Here is a 14623-nt window from a genome sequence, read left to right as displayed (position 1 = left end):
GAGGTGGTTATAAGTGCCGTGGGCCGGACTTGAACCAGCGACATCCAGATCTTCAGTCTGGCGTTCTCCCAACTGAACTACCACGGCATAGTGGGCCGGACGAGATTCGAACTCGTGATCACCTCCGTGTCAGGGAGGTATCATACCCCTAGACCACCGGCCCATGTTCCTTCTAAACTATGGAAGTAGTCATATATAACCTTTTCCATTCTGGGAGTGGGGATTCTGGAATAAAAGCCTCCTTACAGGTATGGGGTGACACCATGAACCTGAAATGCCCAGTGAAATCCCATCAGCATGATAATGGTTAAAAATCAAGGGTTCAAAGGGTAAAGCATGAACTTTTTAATTGTTATACGCCATAAATATATTTACTGATACTTCATACATACATTCATAGAAAACTTTTTAGTGAATCTGATAACTTAAATGATAACTGAATGTGAAACCATCATGGGATTGATGGTTTTACACAGGTATACAAAATTCAATGAGAGGGTGGGGGCATTGGTCCATAGAACTCTTACTGTTACCGAGAAGATACAGTCATACAGGGACATGAGGACCCGGCTGGCCCTTGTCGCCTCAATAACAGCCCTCTGTGCTACTGCAACAGTCTATTTTCATATTTTCCTTCGGGTTGAAATTGTATTCACACACATCTTTTACATACCAATAGTCCTTGCAGCCCTCTGGTTCAGGATGAAGTCATTTCTCGTAACGGCATTTCTTGGCACGGTACTTATCGTAACAAACATCATGGCATCTCTCTCAGGTTTCTATGAGGATATCATGAGGGTATCTGTGATGTTCTTTGTCAACTTCATCACCGTACTCCTAGCAGAGTCCCTTCAGGAATCAGAGGAGGTTATCAGGGAGACTGAGGAGAAATACAGGACAATAGTTGAAACAGCAAGGGATGCCATAATAACCGTTGATGAGAGGGGCATTGTGGTTTCATGGAACCAGGGAGCTGAGGAGATCTTTGGGTACACCGCAGATGAGATGATGGGGAGGCACATCAGCACGATAATCTCAGAGGAAAACCGGGACAGGCACGATTTTTCGGATATATTTAAGAGTGATATTTCGCTGATGATTACGGATGTCGATGCACTCAGAAAGGATGGAATGAGAGTTCCTGTGGATATATCCATTACAGGATGGCATTATATGGGTGAAAACTTTGTAACTGCAGTTATAAGGGACATTTCAGAGAGGAAAAAGGCTGAAGAGGCGCTGAAGGAGAGTGAAAAGAAATTCAGGGCAGTTTTCAATGGTGTTGAGGATATAATAACCATCGTTGAGTTAAGGGATGAGGGGCTGCCAGGCAACTACATTGAGGTGAACAGGACCGCTGTGGAGAAACTGGGCTACTCAAGGGATGAACTCCTCAACATGACCCCCATGGACCTTGGACCCACGAGGGAGGAGATCTCAGATAATATGAGGACACTACTTGAAAGAAAGGCCGCAAGGTTTGAGAGAACCTACATATCAAAGGACGGTCGCAGGATCCCGGTTGAGGTGAACTCCCGCCTTATTGAAATTGGCGGTAAAAATGTAGTTGTATCGGTTTCAAGGGACATAACTCATAGAATAGAGAACGAAAGGAAACTGAGGGAGAGTGAGGAAAAATACAGGTCACTGTTTGATCTTTCACCTGACTATGTAATTCTCCTTGAACTGGAGGGTGGGGTTATAATGGATATCAACTCAACCCTATCAGAGAGACTTGGAATGGCACCGGAGGAACTCCGAGGAACATCCATCTATGATATTGAATTCATCTCCGATGAGGTGAAGGACGAATTCAGATCAAAGCTTGGTATGATAATGGGAGGTGAGGATAGTATTGAACCCTATGAGGTTGTCCTTAATGACCCACTTGGAAGGGAGTACACTGTAAGGATATACAATAAGCTTGTACATGCGGAGGGGAGGGACTGCGTCCTCGTGGTCCTCCATGACATCTCGGACCTCAAGAGGACACAGAGGATGCTTGAGAAATCCCTTGAGGAAAAGGAACTCCTCATCAAGGAGATACACCACCGGGTCAAGAACAACCTGATGATAATTTCAAGCCTCCTCAGCCTTCAGTCAAGGAAGGCGAAGGATGAAGAGACCCTGGACCTCTTCAGGGAGAGTGAAAACAGGGCAAGGTCCATGGCCCTGATCCATGAAAGGCTTTACCGTTCAGAGGATCTCAAGAACATTGATATGGGTGAATATATAAGGACACTGGCATCCGAGGTGTTCCGAAGTTATTCTGCAGATTCCAGGATAAGGCTGAATATGGACCTGGATGAACTGAAAGTTGACGTGGAGACCGCCATACCTGTTGGTCTCATCGTCAATGAACTATTAACAAATGCAGTGAAGCATGCTTTCCCTGATGGGGAAGGTACCGTATCTGTTTCGGTTAAACGGAGTAATAAACACGTTCTGATTGAGGTTAGTGATGATGGAGTCGGATTCCCACCTGATCTTGACTGGGAAAGCAGCCCATCCCTTGGCCTCCAGCTTGTAAGGAACCTGACCGACCAGATTGACGGGACTGCAGAGATGATTTCAGATGGGGGCACAACATTCAGGATAACCTTCATGGAGAAGGGCGTTATTGATGAAAAATAGAAGTAAGGTGATAGAAAGGATTTTATCTTTTTGAACTCCTTTTTGGGTGCCCCGCAGATGGCGCACTAGGATTATTCTATTTTTTTGAACTCCTTTTTGGGTGCCCCGCAGATGGCGCACCTCTCGGGTGCCTCACCCTCAACGGTGTTACCGCACCAGTTGCAGACGTAGTAGTCCACCTCAACGTTCCTCCCAAGATTATCGAGGGCACTCTGGTAGAGTTCAGCGTGGATCTTCTCAACCTTATTTGCAACGTCAAAGCTCCAGCGTGCCTGTTCTTCACCCTCTGCTTCTGCTTCCTCTATGAATCCAGGGTACATCTCCTTGAATTCTGCAGTTTCTCCGGCTATTGCCTCCCTGAGGTTCTCCTCTGTGCTATTGATGGCCCCCATGGCCTCAAGGTGGTTCATTGCATGGACTGTCTCTGCTGCGGCCGCGGCACGGAAGAGCTTTGCAATCTGGTGGTACCCCTCCTCATCAGCCTTCCTTGCGAATGCAAGGTACTTTCTGTTTGCCTGTGACTCCCCGGCAAATGCTTCCTTCAGGTTATCCATTGTTGACATCAAAAATCACCTCATCTTATTATTATGTTATCCTGACCTTATAAAGAAAAACCATGAATCAGTACAGGATCATAACAGCTTAAATTTGGTAAGGGAAACTTAATCCCTGAAAAAATAAATAGGTAGAATTATCGGGTCTGCCTATAACTGTTTAGCGGCCATTTCAATGTCTGTGGCTTTAACAGTTTTTCTGCCGGCGTGTTTTGCAAGTTCAACGGCTTTGCGTGAGATTTCCTCACCCATATCTTCGAGGGCCTTTGCTAAAGCCTCTTTTGCATCATCACTTATTCTCTGGGCACCGGCATTTTTTATTATTCTACCTACTGGTGCGATTGGTAATTCAGCCATAATTTCACCTCCAAATTAAGCTGGTAATCTCTAATATTTAAATTTATTGGTTCTGCCGGGTTAATGGACCACATAGGGCTGATGGGGGTAACTGGATATGGATTTCACCAAAACCAAAAATTTTAAACTTGGAGAACCAGATACTAAATCGCATGTTTGGCACCATGGATATTAAAACCCGCACAGAAAAAATACTTGAGAAGGCAATGGATGAGCCAATCACCAATGAGGAGGCCCTCTACTTGATGAATGTTAGAGGAAGGGACCTCCAGGCCCTTTTAATAGCTGCGGACACTGTCAGGGAGTCCGAGGCTGGTGACAGGGTAACCTACATTGAGAACTGGAACATCAACTTCACCAATATATGCTCGGGACAGTGCGGGTTCTGCGCCTTTAAGAGGGATGATCTTGATGGGGACGCATATTACCTTGAAACTGAAAGGATCCTTGAAATTGCCCGTAAGGCCGCGGAAAACGGTGCCCGTGAACTCTGCATACAGGGGGGCCTCTACCCTGGCCTTGACACCTACTTCTATGAGGATCTTGTGAGGGCCATAAAAGCGGAGCTACCCCATGTGCACCTCCACTCATTCTCCCCAATGGAGGTTTACTATGGTGCTCGTAATGCGGAGCTATCAATTGAGGAGGCCCTAAGGATACTTAAAAGGGCAGGTCTCGGTTCAATGCCCGGTACAGCGGCAGAAATACTCAATGATGATGTAAGGGCTGTTATATGCCCTACAAAGCTGAGTACCGGGGAGTGGGTTGAGGTTATAGAGACAGCACACCGGGTTGGAATACCAACAACCTGCACCATGATGTACGGTCACATCGATGGACCCGAACACAGGGTTGAACACATGGACATACTGCGGCAGATCCAGGAGAAAACAGGGGGCTTCACGGAGTTCGTCCCATTACCATTCATGCATCCAAGGGCCCCCATATACCGTGAGGGAAAGGCGGCTGCAGGCGCAACCGGTGCAGAGGACCTCAAGGTCTACGCGGTTTCAAGGCTGATGTTCAGGGGCCTTATAAGGAACATACAGGCTTCATGGGTTAAACTGGGCTTTAAGTTTGCACAGGTTGCCCTCATGTCCGGGGCCAACGACCTTGGTGGTACACTGGGTGAGGAGAACATATCAAGGTCCGCGGGGGCATCACATGGTGTTAGAACCGAACCCGAAGAAATAATAAGGGTTGTGAGGGACCTGGGAAGGATCCCTGCAAGCAGGGATACCCTCTACAGGGAAATAGAGGATGTTTAGCGTTTCCGGGCCCCTGATTTTTTTGTTAGTCCATTCTTTCTATTATTATCCTGTCGCCATCATCAACACTGAAGAAAAGGTCAAGGTTTCTGGTCACCCTCCCTATATGATTCACCGGGGAGTAGGGCTGTGTTGACCCGAAGAATATGCAGAGGGCGTAACCTGGCGGCCAGTAGGATATGTCCCCTGGACTTGCGGTATCAGAGGGGTTCTCATAGTCAAGGGTGACTGGTATGTCAAAGTAGACCTCCTCCATCCATAGGAGGGCCCGGCCCTCAAGTGGAAGGCTATCATAGATCCTCTCTGCAGATTCAGGGTTTCTATCATCAAGTTCAGCCTCAGCGTAACCCTTACCTTCCACGGTTATCTTTATCCTCATATGAGATCACCTTCCTGAGGATCAATACCTGTTTTTCTCATACTACCTCCACCCCTCGATTATCTGGACCCCGGTTGATGTTCCAATCCTGTCCGCACCGGCCTCTATCATTGCAAGGGCTGTTTCAGTATCCCTTATACCACCAGCTGCCTTAACACCCATCTCATCACCCACAGTCTCACGCATGAGTTTCACGTCCTCCACTGTGGCACCTGAAAGACCACCATAGGCTGTCGATGTTTTAACAAATGCTGCACCAGCCTCCTTACTTATGAGGCATGCCTCCACCTTCTCCTCGTCTGTGAGGTAGGCTGTCTCCAGTATAACCTTCACAGGAACTCCTGCGGCATCAACGACTCCACCTATATCCTCATATACGAGTTCCCTCGCACCTGACTTCAGGGCCCCTATATTCATTACCATGTCAACCTCCTCTGCGCCGTTTTCCACGGCCTCTGATGCCTCGAAGGCCTTAACCGCCGGCGTGTTAACACCTGCTGGGAATCCTATAACAGAGCAGACCATGACATCGCTGTCCCTCAGGAGTTCAGATGCCAGTCTGACATTGGTTGGGGTGACAACCGCGCACCTGAACCCATACTCTATGGCCTCCCTGCACAGTTTCTCAATATCAGTAACCGTTGCATCTGCCCTCACATTTGTATGGTCTATGAGTGATGCAAGTTCCTCTGCTGTTTCAACCTTCATTTTAACACTCCTGGAGATTTTTTGACATGTAGGGGCCCTCCCTTCTGTAGCCAAATTTGGTGTAGTATTCACGGGCCCCTATCCCGCTTGTGACCATAATTTTCTCCATCCCACCATCAGATGCTATGGCCTCTGCACGGGATAGTAGCTCCTCACCGTAGCCCCTGTGCTGTCCGATGGTATCGCGACGCTCACCTATGGGTATCATTGAACCGTAGACATGGAGTTCCCTTACAAGGGCTGTTTTATCATCTATTTCAGGACGGTGAGCATTCTCTGATGGGAACCTGAGCCTCAGAAAGCCGATGAGGACATCATTTTCAGGGTCCTCGGCTGAGATAAAGAACTCCCTGCCTCCTGTGGCATCGTACTCCTCAACCATTACTGTAACTGCGTCCTCATCAACACTTACACCCCTGCGGCTCATGTGGCCAACCTCACGGCACCTTATGCACCTGCAGCGGACCCCCTCCTCCTCCAGGCGCCTGTAGACCAGTTCACCCAGGTTGGACTTTCTGACACCATCAACTATAAGCTGGGAGGGTATATCCCTCTGTATCCTCATGGTCCTCACCCATGGGGGCATCATCTTCTTTATCTCGACGATTAGATCAACGGCCTCCTCTGTGGAGTAGGGTTTATAGTGTCCCCTCTCCCAGAGACTGTAGAGTTCGCTGCCCCTGGTAACAAGGCAGGGGTATATCTTCAGCATGTCTGGCCTGAAGGATGGGTCCTGGAATATCCTCCTGAATATCCGGAGGTCCCTGTCAAAGTCTGAGAAGAGGCCGGGCATGAGGTGCATTGCAACCTTTATCCCTGAGTCCCTGAGTATCCTGTTGGACTCTATAACATCCCCTATACTGTGGCCCCTCCGGATGCGCTGGTATATGTAGTTGTAGATGGTCTGCACACCCAGCTCAACCCTGGTAACCCCAAGGTTCAGCATCCTGTCAACGTCCTCCTCCCGGCAGTAGTCTGGCCTTGTCTCAAATGTCATCCCCACACAGCGAACCGGCGATGTCTCGTTGAACCGCTGGGCGTCTTCCACCTTCACATAGCCGTGGTGATCTGGTATATCAACCCTGACACCACTCAGTCTGGCTCCAAAGTCCACCATGGCCTCAAGGCACCTGGATATGAACCATTCCTGGTAGCAGAGGCTGTGGGACGGGAAGGTGCCACCCATGACTATGAGTTCCACCTTGTCGACAGGGTGGCCTATACTGTGGAGCTGCTCAAGGCGATTGTAGACCTGTCTGTAGGGGTGAAAATCGTACATTCTGGCTCTCAGGGCGGCTGGTTCCTCCCCTGTGTAACTTGGAGGTGCTTTTTCACTTTCTGGACAGTAAAGGCACCTTCCATGGGGGCATTCATGGGGGTGGTACATGACGGCCACAACGGCAACACCGGATATTGTCCTGGTGGGTTTTTTTCTGAGGAGATTTTCTATCAATTTCTTTTCAGCTGGATCTGCATGTTCAAGGATTTCAGAGTTACTCATGAATTTTTCAAGTCCAAAGTCACGGCAAACCCTGTGTTTAGCCCTTTCAAGGTCCTTCCTTGTTTTTATTTTACCTGATATTATGTCATCGATTATCCGGCGACACGCTTCCCTCATTATCTTCACCGTAAAAGTTCACTGGTATACATCTGGTTCAGCGTTCTTAATATGCATTTTTCATTCAATTCCCTTTCGCATAAGGTTCAGCGTCCTTATTATATCTGTCCTTGAAATTATACCCCTCAGTTTACCGTTACCCATCACAGGTAGCCTTCCAAGCTGGTGGCGGTTCATCTTTTCAAGAACGGAGGTGAGTTCCTCGTCCTCTGCGGCGGTCACAACCTCCGCGGTCATCACATCCCCCACCATCATATCCCTGCTGGCCTCGGATATATCATGGAATGTTACTATTCCTGCGAGCTCATCCCCATCGGTTACAGGGTAACCCATGTGCTTCTTTCTGAACATGACATCAAGGGCCTCCCCCACTGTCATGTCGGGTCTGAGTGTTACAGGGTCTGGGGTCATCACGTCCCCCACACTCACCCCCTCAAGAAGCGAGGATATGAGGGTTGACTGGTACTCCTGCTCTGCACCTATGTAGATGAAGAGACCTATCAGTATCAGGAAGAGGTTATAAAAGAGGCCTGTGACGGCCATTATCGCGGCGATGGCCTTACCCAGGTTCGCCGCTATCCGGGTTGCCCTAAGGTAACTCAGACGTTCAGCGAGTATGGCCCTCAGTATCCTCCCCCCATCCATTGGGAAGGCGGGTATAAGATTGAAGAGTGCCAGGACCAGATTCACGACCAGGAAATCCCCAAGGAATGGTCTGAGGGGTCCTGTGATGTTCAGGAGGATGGGGACAGCTGTTAACATGGCCATTATGATGTTTGTGAGTGGTCCAGCGATGGATATGAGGAACTCCTGCCTTGGTACCCGTGGTATCTCTTCCATCCTTGAAACCCCACCTATGGGGAGGAGGAGTATGCTCCTTATCTTCACACCGAACCTGAGGGCGACGTAGGAGTGGGCCAGTTCATGTATCACCACCACCACAAAGACAAGGGTTATGAGCACAGCAAGGTTGATTGATAGGAAACCCAGGTAGGTCAGCAGGTATATGAATACCATCAGAATGAGGAATGAGATGTCAAGTTCAACTGGTATTCCAAGAACCCGGAATATCTTCACAGCAGCCATGCTATTATATTGGGGTGCTATGAATAAATCATTTTTTATACCATGAGGCACATAGATTTTAGTGGTGTTAAAATGAAGGTAACGGAGTTCCTGGGTCTTAAGGTGCTGGATAAGAATGCGATGGAGATAGGGAAGGTCTCTGACCTTGAACTGGACCCTGAAAAGGGAATTGTGAATTCCATTACAATATCCAAGGGGGAGCTGTCCCTTAAACAGAGGACACTCATCGTTGGCATGGACAACGTTAGCAGGGTCGGAGACTATGTGGTACTTAAAATAGCCGCTGATGAGGCGGAAGAGGCCCCTGAAGAGGAGTCAAAGGAAGTTTCCCCTGAATGATGGTGGATAAAATGGAGGTTAAGGACGTAAACGGGAATGTGCTGACGGTTGGTATGGCTGTCCGCTACACCGGTACCGGAACGACGGGTGAGATCTCAGCCATCAAGGTTGAGGATGGTGATGGTTGGGTCCGCCTTGAAGACTCTGATCTATGGTACAACGCGGATTACCTGGAGGTAATCGACAGATCCCAGGTTAAGAGGGGATCTGGAAAAGGAAGAAAAACTGATACCGTTGAAAAGCTTAAGAGGATGAAAGAGGACTTTGAAGACATAGATATGGGTTCAGAGGTTTGTGATGGAGGGGGATGACCTCCACTAAATTCTTTTCTGGCCATTATATATGTTCATATGTGAATACAAAGAGTAGTTTAATATTGAAATTCATATCTGAATACAAAAATTTAAAGGGGGTGAAATTATGGCTGAGACAAAACTTCCAGGTCTTTTAACACTGATTCTTGGTATTCTTGTGATAGTCTTTCCGGTGCTCTCAATATTCACGTTGAGTGTCCTCACAGGTGTTGCGGTTCTCTTTGTAGCACTATGGCTGTTCCTTCTTGGTGTGAACACATGGAAGGTTAGCAGAGGGGCAGGTGCACTTTACGTTGTACTGGGAATACTTGGAGTGATACTTGCAGCTGCCCTTGCAGGTAATGTGACGCTTTTCAGTTTCCTTGCTGCGTTCTGGATATATCTAACAGGTATAATCCTCATAATCGCAGGTGTTGCAAGTTTATTCTCCAGGGAGCACAGAGCAGGAATGGTGGCAGGTCTATCAGTGATGGTTCTGGGAGTCCTCTACATCATTGTGGGAGTGTTCGTAAGAAACCCTGTCTTCCTTGCCTGGTTGATTGGTCTTTCACTGGTCATTGATGGTATCGGTCTTCTTCTCTATGAATGACCGCCTGGAACATCAGGGTCCTGTCTGCTCACACAGAAACGGCAGAGGGCAGTGGGGGTGCTGATCTGCCTGTCCTTCACAGGGCAGTAGAAGGTATCATCCACCCTTCTAACCCTTAAGCCTCCAGGAAAGCGGGTTCCAACAGGGTGGACGGGTTCCTCCCTTACAAAGGTTACGTAGATGGTTATTATACGGGCTATCCTCTGGAAGCACCTTTCAGGTCGTGAACTGGCACGCCTTAACTGTTCATCAAGGAAACCTATGAATTCGGCCAGCCTTTCAGTGTCAACATCTCCGTGGTAGATGTTTTTATCATTTTTTATATCCCTTATCCTGTTGAAGAAGGCCCTGGTGAACCTTTCAATGAACTCCTTCTGCTCCCTTGAAGGCATGTATTTGGCATCCTCCCTCAGGTAGACCGATGCATCCATCACATCCTTTATGTGGACTGATGACGCCTCCTTTTTAATCAGCTCAAGGAGCTCCATTTTCGTCAGTTTCTCTGGAATCTCATCCGCCCGGATCATTCAGGCCCTCCTTCAGGTTTTCGCAGGTTATCACAATCAGAAGCCATTCCATACCCAGAGTCATGGGGTCTGCTCTGCAATACAGATATCGCACAGTGCTGATGGATTATTCTTCTGTTTATCCTTCACGGGGCAGTAGTATATCCCATTTTCCTCTGTGACTGAGTGTCCACCGGGAAAAGGAGTCCCCACAGGGTGTAGAGGTTCTGAAAGGATAAATGTCCTGTAAATGACGGTTAAAACCACAATAATGGGGCTGGAGGTCTCATACAATCTTTTCAGTGTCCTCAAAAGGCTTTTTCTATCTGCAGTGATATTCGCCACACCACCCTTAAGACCCAGAACGGCTTCAATGGCAATTCCAGTATAGACTTTTATATAGGTCTCCCTGTACCCTCCGGGTACGTGGGCACATTCCCTCTCAACGAATTCACGGATCCTCATGATGTCAAATACGCTGATGGACGCTGCGCAATCCCTTAGAATTGTCTTAAGACTGGCAGGATCTCTCAGCATATCCTCTAATGGCCTCGGCGAGTTTTTCCCCGATACCATCGATGCGTTTGAGTTCATCCTTCCGCACATGTCTGAGGTCCTCCCCGAAGGTTTCAACAATCTTACGGGCCCTGACACGTCCAAGGCCCCTCACACCAACCACAATGGGAATGATGTCCTCCCTGACTCCATAGTAGAGCCTTGCAGCCAGAACATCAAGTTTCCCTGCGTAACCATACACGCCCTGGATTTCACAGATCTTCTTGAAAAACTTAACAAGCCTTGAGGCCTCGTATGCGGTCCTTCTTGTTGATGCCGCATAGACGTTGAAGGCGTTCTCAATCTCATACTCTGTCCTCTCATTTATCCACTCCAGGAGGGCTGCTGCTGTCGCCTCCCTGTTACCGGCATCCATGACAAATATTCCATGCTCCATGAGCCTCTCCCTTACCGGGTCGCGGCTCTTCCGCCCCTTGAATGGTATGAGTGGAATATCAGGGGTCCCTGCCAGTTCGTAGATGAGGCGGTATACGTTGATTTCATCCATTTCAGATGCGAACTGGTGGAGTTTTATGGCTGTTTCAACAGCGTAACTGGATTTTGCAATTAGAAGCCCGAATTCTGTTGCAGATAAACCAGCGGGACCAGGATATATGATCCTGTTTTTAATTAAAAACTCTGTGGCGGTCTCTATTTCGTAATGAATGCTGTCCATGCCAAATGCATTGCTGAAGGGACCCTCACTCATCTGGTAGCCGTAGAAGGTCCCCCTGAAGAATTCCAGAAGATCTTCAGTTGTGGATGCAAGTCCTGAGGCGACCTGTGCGATTATCTGCCTGTATAGGGCATTCCGGTTCTCCATGAGCCTTGAGTTGGTCCTCTCCACCTCACCATTCACATAGTACTCCTCGAGTTCCATGGCCTCATCATGGCTCTTTGCTATCAGGTAGGAGTAGCCGATATCATCATAGAGGGGTCTCCCGGCCCTACCTGACATCTGCTCATAATCAAATACAGGGATACGCTGGGGGCCCTGCCCTGTCCATCGGGTGTAGTCCCTTATCACGACGGTCCTTGAGGGAAGGTTCACACCGTACATGAGGCTGGGGGTTGCTGTGATCATGAGGATGTTGCCCCTCCTGAATTCGTCCTCTATTATTTCCCGCTGCCTGTTGAAGAGGCCTGCATGGTGGAATGCAACACCTGCCCTGATGCAGTCTGCAAGTTTCAGGCAGGTGGAGGTTGGCGGTGACCCGCTGGCCCTTGGCACATCAAGTATCCTCTCCGCCACATCATCAAATCTTTCAAGCATGTCCCCTGGGATCTTCTTTTTTATCCTATCTGCAAGGTATGATGCAAGGGATTCTGTGAACCTCCTTGTGGATACGAATGCCAGGGTCTGGCTATCCTCACTGATGGACCTCTCAAGGATCTTCAGGACCACCTGATTCTTGTCCCGGGCCCCGAACATTTCGGTGTCAAGCACCTCCCGGTGCAGGGGTACCGGCCTGTAGTCGTGTTCAACGATTCTGGCACTGAGCCAATCCCCTATTTCATCCATATTTGAGAGGGTCGCTGAGAGGGCCACAATGCGCATTGAAGGATTCAGTTTTCTGGCCCTTGTTATGGCGGATTCTATTACGGGGCCCCTGCTGTACTCTCCGATCATGTGGAACTCGTCCACTATGAGAAGGTCAACCTCCCGCAGGGTGTTCCATGAGAATCTGGTGAGGCTGTCAAAGGATTCGAAGACCATCACAGCCAGGTCTGAGGTTCGGGGATCCTTACCCACACTTACACCATGTTTTTCAAGTTCACTGAACTCCTTCACCTTTTCGTTCTGTATTGATATGAGGGGAACTGTGTAAATAACCCTTCCACCGTTCATTATGGTTTGAATGGCAGCCAGAAGTCCCAGGAGGGTCTTTCCACTGGCCGTTGGTATGGCTATGATGAAATTTTCATCTGATTCCAGGTAGCCGGCCTCAACAGCACTCATCTGGGCAGGGTTAAGTGATTCTATATATGGGTAGCAGTCAGTGATGATCTTCTTTAGCTCAGGGTTCAGAAATTTCATTCAACCACTTCTTCCAGTTCTACCTTCTCCTTTTTAAGGACCCTGATATTACTGATTGCAGTCTCAGGGTACTGGCCATGTTCATCCTTCTCTACACTTTTGACCATGTCCCAGATTGTGAGTAGCGCCACGGAAACCCCTGTGAGGGCCTCCATTTCAACGCCTGTTTTTCCATCACACCTCACAGTTACCCTGGCGGTGATCCCGTCAGCCGTAACATCGAATTCAACATCAACCCCGGTTACAGGAAGCTGGTGACAGAGGGGTATAAGGTCCCAGGTTCGTTTAACCGCGGCTATGGCGGCTATCTGGGCTGTTGCAAGCACATTCCCCTTCTCAATCCTTTTTTCATTGATCAATTTCAGGGTATCCTCAGTGAGTGATATGTGACCCTCAGCGGTCGCCGTCCTCCTGACAACCGCCTTCGATCCCACATCAACCATACGTACAGATTTTCCATCTGTGTGGGTAAATCCTTTCATGCAAACCACTACCATCGGTCAGGTAAATACTATCAGTGCATCAACTTATTCTGCTTGTTCATCTGAGAGTGTAGCTGTCATCAATAAATCTGTGGGTAGGCGCAGTTTTAAAGTTGGAGTTGAGTATTCTACCATCCAGGCTGAAGATCAAAACGTCGGTTTCAAATGGGAACCTTTCAGAACATCTCTCCATTATTGATCTGCTGATGCTGTTGAATACATCCTCCCTCAATCCCACCCTTTCGAGTTCACTGATCATTTCCTCAACGGTTGCAAGGTTAAAGATCCTTTCTGTAATTTCTGGCTCTGCACCGCTGAGAGCTGCATGTGCGGTCATTATCTCTCTACGGGCATCTGCAATGGAGTTTTTTGTCTGGAATATCCCCGCAGAGAGCTTTATGAGTTTACCCGCATGGCCAATAAGTATTACTCTGTCCACACCCTTTTTGGCGGCCTCCCCCATCATGTAACCCGGGAAGTTGGCCATCTGTATTATCCTCTCTTCCTCAATACTCTTGAAATATTCCCTGGCAAACCTTTCACCTATGTTACCCGGGACCAAGACGAGTTCCCTGAATCCACGGGCGACTGCAATATCAATCTGGCATGCAAGGGATCTCCTGTAGGCTGAGGATGACATGGGCCTTGCAATGCCACTTGTCCCCAGGATTGAGATACCCCCCTCAATCCCGAGGCGGGGGTTCATGGTTTTTGATGCGATCTTCTCCCCATCGGGAACCGAAACCGTGACAATCGCCCCCTCACCCTCCTTCAGGTATTTTCGGAGATTATTCTCTATCATTCTCCTGGGGACGGGATTTATTGCGGCCTCACCCGGCGGGACCTGGAGTCCCGGTTTTGTCACGGTACCAACACCCTCACCACCCCTGATTACGATTTCCTCAGTTTCTGTGATCTGAACCTCTGCCATGATTCTGAGGTTCACTGTAACATCGGGGTCACCGTAGGGCCTCTTTATTACACCGGCCTGTGCCGTGTCCTGGGATATCCTTTCAACAGAATCAACATCCACATGGATTTTTCCTGAGGGGGTTTCAACACAGACCCTGTTAACCACACGACCCCTTAAACATAGAAGTGATGCGAGGGCCGCTGCAGTGGCGGCTGTTCCCGTTGTGATCCCGAATACCCTCTCATCCCTCATCAGAAAAATCCTTTAAAATTTAATGGAGAAA

16 protein-coding genes and 2 tRNA genes are annotated in these 14623 nt (G+C 48.6%); 5 read left to right on the top strand and 13 right to left on the bottom strand.

Going from position 1 to position 14623, the window contains the following annotated elements:
* Positions 1-14: 14 nt before the first annotated feature.
* Both L5462_RS06130 and L5462_RS06125 read right to left on the bottom strand, forming a co-directional pair.
* A tRNA-Phe gene (locus L5462_RS06130) sits at positions 15-87 on the bottom strand.
* A 4-nt stretch (positions 88-91) separates the two neighbouring features.
* A tRNA-Val gene (locus L5462_RS06125) sits at positions 92-163 on the bottom strand.
* Between the two features lie 344 nt (positions 164-507).
* Here L5462_RS06125 and L5462_RS06120 point away from each other — a divergent pair.
* Positions 508-2634: a PAS domain S-box protein gene (locus tag L5462_RS06120; RefSeq protein ID WP_237779908.1), complete on the top strand. Its 2127-nt coding sequence runs from the start codon at positions 508-510 to the stop codon at positions 2632-2634.
* A gap of 71 nt (positions 2635-2705) precedes the next feature.
* Here L5462_RS06120 and L5462_RS06115 read toward each other — a convergent pair whose 3' ends face one another.
* Positions 2706-3197 (bottom strand): rubrerythrin family protein, encoded by a 492-nt coding sequence (locus L5462_RS06115; protein WP_237779907.1) that lies wholly within the window; start codon positions 3195-3197, stop codon positions 2706-2708.
* 141 nt (positions 3198-3338) lie between these two features.
* On the bottom strand, positions 3339-3545 hold the full coding sequence (gene hmtA1, locus L5462_RS06110) for a histone HmtA1 (RefSeq protein ID WP_013296030.1): 207 nt from the start codon (positions 3543-3545) through the stop codon (positions 3339-3341).
* A gap of 152 nt (positions 3546-3697) precedes the next feature.
* Between hmtA1 and cofH the strand changes: the two genes are divergently transcribed.
* Positions 3698-4813, top strand: a complete 1116-nt coding sequence (gene cofH, locus L5462_RS06105; protein WP_237779906.1) for a 5-amino-6-(D-ribitylamino)uracil--L-tyrosine 4-hydroxyphenyl transferase CofH — start codon at positions 3698-3700, stop codon at positions 4811-4813.
* A 25-nt stretch (positions 4814-4838) separates the two neighbouring features.
* On the opposite strand, the gene L5462_RS06100 is transcribed toward cofH, so the two are convergent.
* The 4 genes from L5462_RS06100 to L5462_RS06085 are packed head-to-tail and all read right to left on the bottom strand — an operon-like array spanning position 4839 to position 8604.
* Positions 4839-5192: a cyclophilin-like fold protein gene (locus tag L5462_RS06100; RefSeq protein ID WP_237779905.1), complete on the bottom strand. Its 354-nt coding sequence runs from the start codon at positions 5190-5192 to the stop codon at positions 4839-4841.
* A gap of 42 nt (positions 5193-5234) precedes the next feature.
* A complete protein-coding gene (gene deoC / locus L5462_RS06095) occupies positions 5235-5900 on the bottom strand; it encodes a deoxyribose-phosphate aldolase (protein WP_237779904.1) in 666 nt (221 codons plus the stop codon).
* 1 nt (position 5901) lies between these two features.
* Positions 5902-7518 (bottom strand): tRNA uridine(34) 5-carboxymethylaminomethyl modification radical SAM/GNAT enzyme Elp3, encoded by a 1617-nt coding sequence (locus tag L5462_RS06090; protein WP_237779903.1) that lies wholly within the window; start codon positions 7516-7518, stop codon positions 5902-5904.
* A gap of 60 nt (positions 7519-7578) precedes the next feature.
* The gene (locus L5462_RS06085; protein WP_237779902.1) at positions 7579-8604 is read right to left on the bottom strand and encodes a CBS domain-containing protein; all 1026 of its coding nucleotides are present in this window, start codon (positions 8602-8604) and stop codon (positions 7579-7581) included.
* A gap of 72 nt (positions 8605-8676) precedes the next feature.
* Here L5462_RS06085 and L5462_RS06080 point away from each other — a divergent pair, with 72 nt between their 5' ends.
* The 3 genes from L5462_RS06080 (at position 8677) to L5462_RS06070 (ending at position 9846) form a co-directional block, all read left to right on the top strand.
* A complete protein-coding gene (locus L5462_RS06080; protein ID WP_237779901.1) occupies positions 8677-8943 on the top strand; it encodes a PRC-barrel domain-containing protein in 267 nt (88 codons plus the stop codon).
* Between the two features lie 11 nt (positions 8944-8954).
* Positions 8955-9254, top strand: coding sequence for a DUF2098 domain-containing protein (locus L5462_RS06075; RefSeq protein ID WP_237779900.1), 300 nt, complete (start codon positions 8955-8957; stop codon positions 9252-9254).
* Positions 9255-9363: 109 nt separating this feature from the next.
* Entirely contained in the window at positions 9364-9846 is a 483-nt protein-coding gene (locus L5462_RS06070) for a DUF308 domain-containing protein (protein ID WP_237779899.1), read from the top strand.
* Here the strand turns inward: L5462_RS06070 and L5462_RS06065 are convergent.
* The 5 genes from L5462_RS06065 to cbiD are packed head-to-tail and all read right to left on the bottom strand — an operon-like array spanning position 9837 to position 14592.
* Positions 9837-10373: a DUF2115 domain-containing protein gene (locus L5462_RS06065; RefSeq protein WP_237779898.1), complete on the bottom strand. Its 537-nt coding sequence runs from the start codon at positions 10371-10373 to the stop codon at positions 9837-9839. The two genes, L5462_RS06070 and L5462_RS06065, sit on opposite strands and share 10 nt — an antisense overlap.
* 60 nt (positions 10374-10433) lie before the next feature.
* Positions 10434-10889, bottom strand: a complete 456-nt coding sequence (locus tag L5462_RS06060; protein ID WP_237779897.1) for a DUF2115 domain-containing protein — start codon at positions 10887-10889, stop codon at positions 10434-10436.
* Complete coding sequence (locus tag L5462_RS06055) at positions 10864-12945, bottom strand: DEAD/DEAH box helicase (protein WP_237779896.1); 2082 nt, start codon at positions 12943-12945, stop codon at positions 10864-10866. The genes L5462_RS06060 and L5462_RS06055 overlap by 26 nt, the downstream gene beginning before the upstream one ends.
* Entirely contained in the window at positions 12942-13427 is a 486-nt protein-coding gene (moaC, locus tag L5462_RS06050) for a cyclic pyranopterin monophosphate synthase MoaC (protein WP_237779895.1), read from the bottom strand. The genes L5462_RS06055 and moaC overlap by 4 nt, the downstream gene beginning before the upstream one ends.
* Positions 13428-13485: 58 nt before the next feature.
* Positions 13486-14592 carry a cobalt-precorrin-5B (C(1))-methyltransferase CbiD gene (gene cbiD, locus L5462_RS06045; protein ID WP_237779894.1) on the bottom strand — a complete coding sequence of 369 codons (1107 nt, stop codon included), beginning with the start codon at positions 14590-14592 and terminating at the stop codon, positions 13486-13488.
* Positions 14593-14623 lie beyond the last annotated feature (31 nt).

This window comes from Methanothermobacter sp. K4, assembly GCF_022014235.1.
Taxonomy (GTDB): domain Archaea; phylum Methanobacteriota; class Methanobacteria; order Methanobacteriales; family Methanothermobacteraceae; genus Methanothermobacter.
This window is presented reverse-complemented; position numbering and strand designations above follow the sequence as displayed.

What these genes read in the sequence shown, in the direction of transcription:
- L5462_RS06115 (WP_237779907.1), bottom strand. Translation starts at nt 3,197, where the DNA reads ATGTCAACAATGGATAACCTGAAGGAAGCATTTGCCGGGGAGTCACAG.
- hmtA1 (WP_013296030.1), bottom strand. Translation starts at nt 3,545, where the DNA reads ATGGCTGAATTACCAATCGCACCAGTAGGTAGAATAATAAAAAATGCC.
- cofH (WP_237779906.1), top strand. Translation starts at nt 3,698, where the DNA reads ATGTTTGGCACCATGGATATTAAAACCCGCACAGAAAAAATACTTGAG.
- L5462_RS06100 (WP_237779905.1), bottom strand. Translation starts at nt 5,192, where the DNA reads ATGAGGATAAAGATAACCGTGGAAGGTAAGGGTTACGCTGAGGCTGAA.
- deoC (WP_237779904.1), bottom strand. Translation starts at nt 5,900, where the DNA reads ATGAAGGTTGAAACAGCAGAGGAACTTGCATCACTCATAGACCATACA.
- L5462_RS06090 (WP_237779903.1), bottom strand. Translation starts at nt 7,518, where the DNA reads ATGAGGGAAGCGTGTCGCCGGATAATCGATGACATAATATCAGGTAAA.
- L5462_RS06085 (WP_237779902.1), bottom strand. Translation starts at nt 8,604, where the DNA reads ATGGCTGCTGTGAAGATATTCCGGGTTCTTGGAATACCAGTTGAACTT.
- L5462_RS06080 (WP_237779901.1), top strand. Translation starts at nt 8,677, where the DNA reads ATGAAGGTAACGGAGTTCCTGGGTCTTAAGGTGCTGGATAAGAATGCG.
- L5462_RS06075 (WP_237779900.1), top strand. Translation starts at nt 8,955, where the DNA reads ATGGAGGTTAAGGACGTAAACGGGAATGTGCTGACGGTTGGTATGGCT.
- L5462_RS06070 (WP_237779899.1), top strand. Translation starts at nt 9,364, where the DNA reads ATGGCTGAGACAAAACTTCCAGGTCTTTTAACACTGATTCTTGGTATT.
- L5462_RS06065 (WP_237779898.1), bottom strand. Translation starts at nt 10,373, where the DNA reads ATGATCCGGGCGGATGAGATTCCAGAGAAACTGACGAAAATGGAGCTC.
- L5462_RS06060 (WP_237779897.1), bottom strand. Translation starts at nt 10,889, where the DNA reads ATGCTGAGAGATCCTGCCAGTCTTAAGACAATTCTAAGGGATTGCGCA.
- L5462_RS06055 (WP_237779896.1), bottom strand. Translation starts at nt 12,945, where the DNA reads ATGAAATTTCTGAACCCTGAGCTAAAGAAGATCATCACTGACTGCTAC.
- moaC (WP_237779895.1), bottom strand. Translation starts at nt 13,427, where the DNA reads ATGAAAGGATTTACCCACACAGATGGAAAATCTGTACGTATGGTTGAT.
- cbiD (WP_237779894.1), bottom strand. Translation starts at nt 14,592, where the DNA reads ATGAGGGATGAGAGGGTATTCGGGATCACAACGGGAACAGCCGCCACT.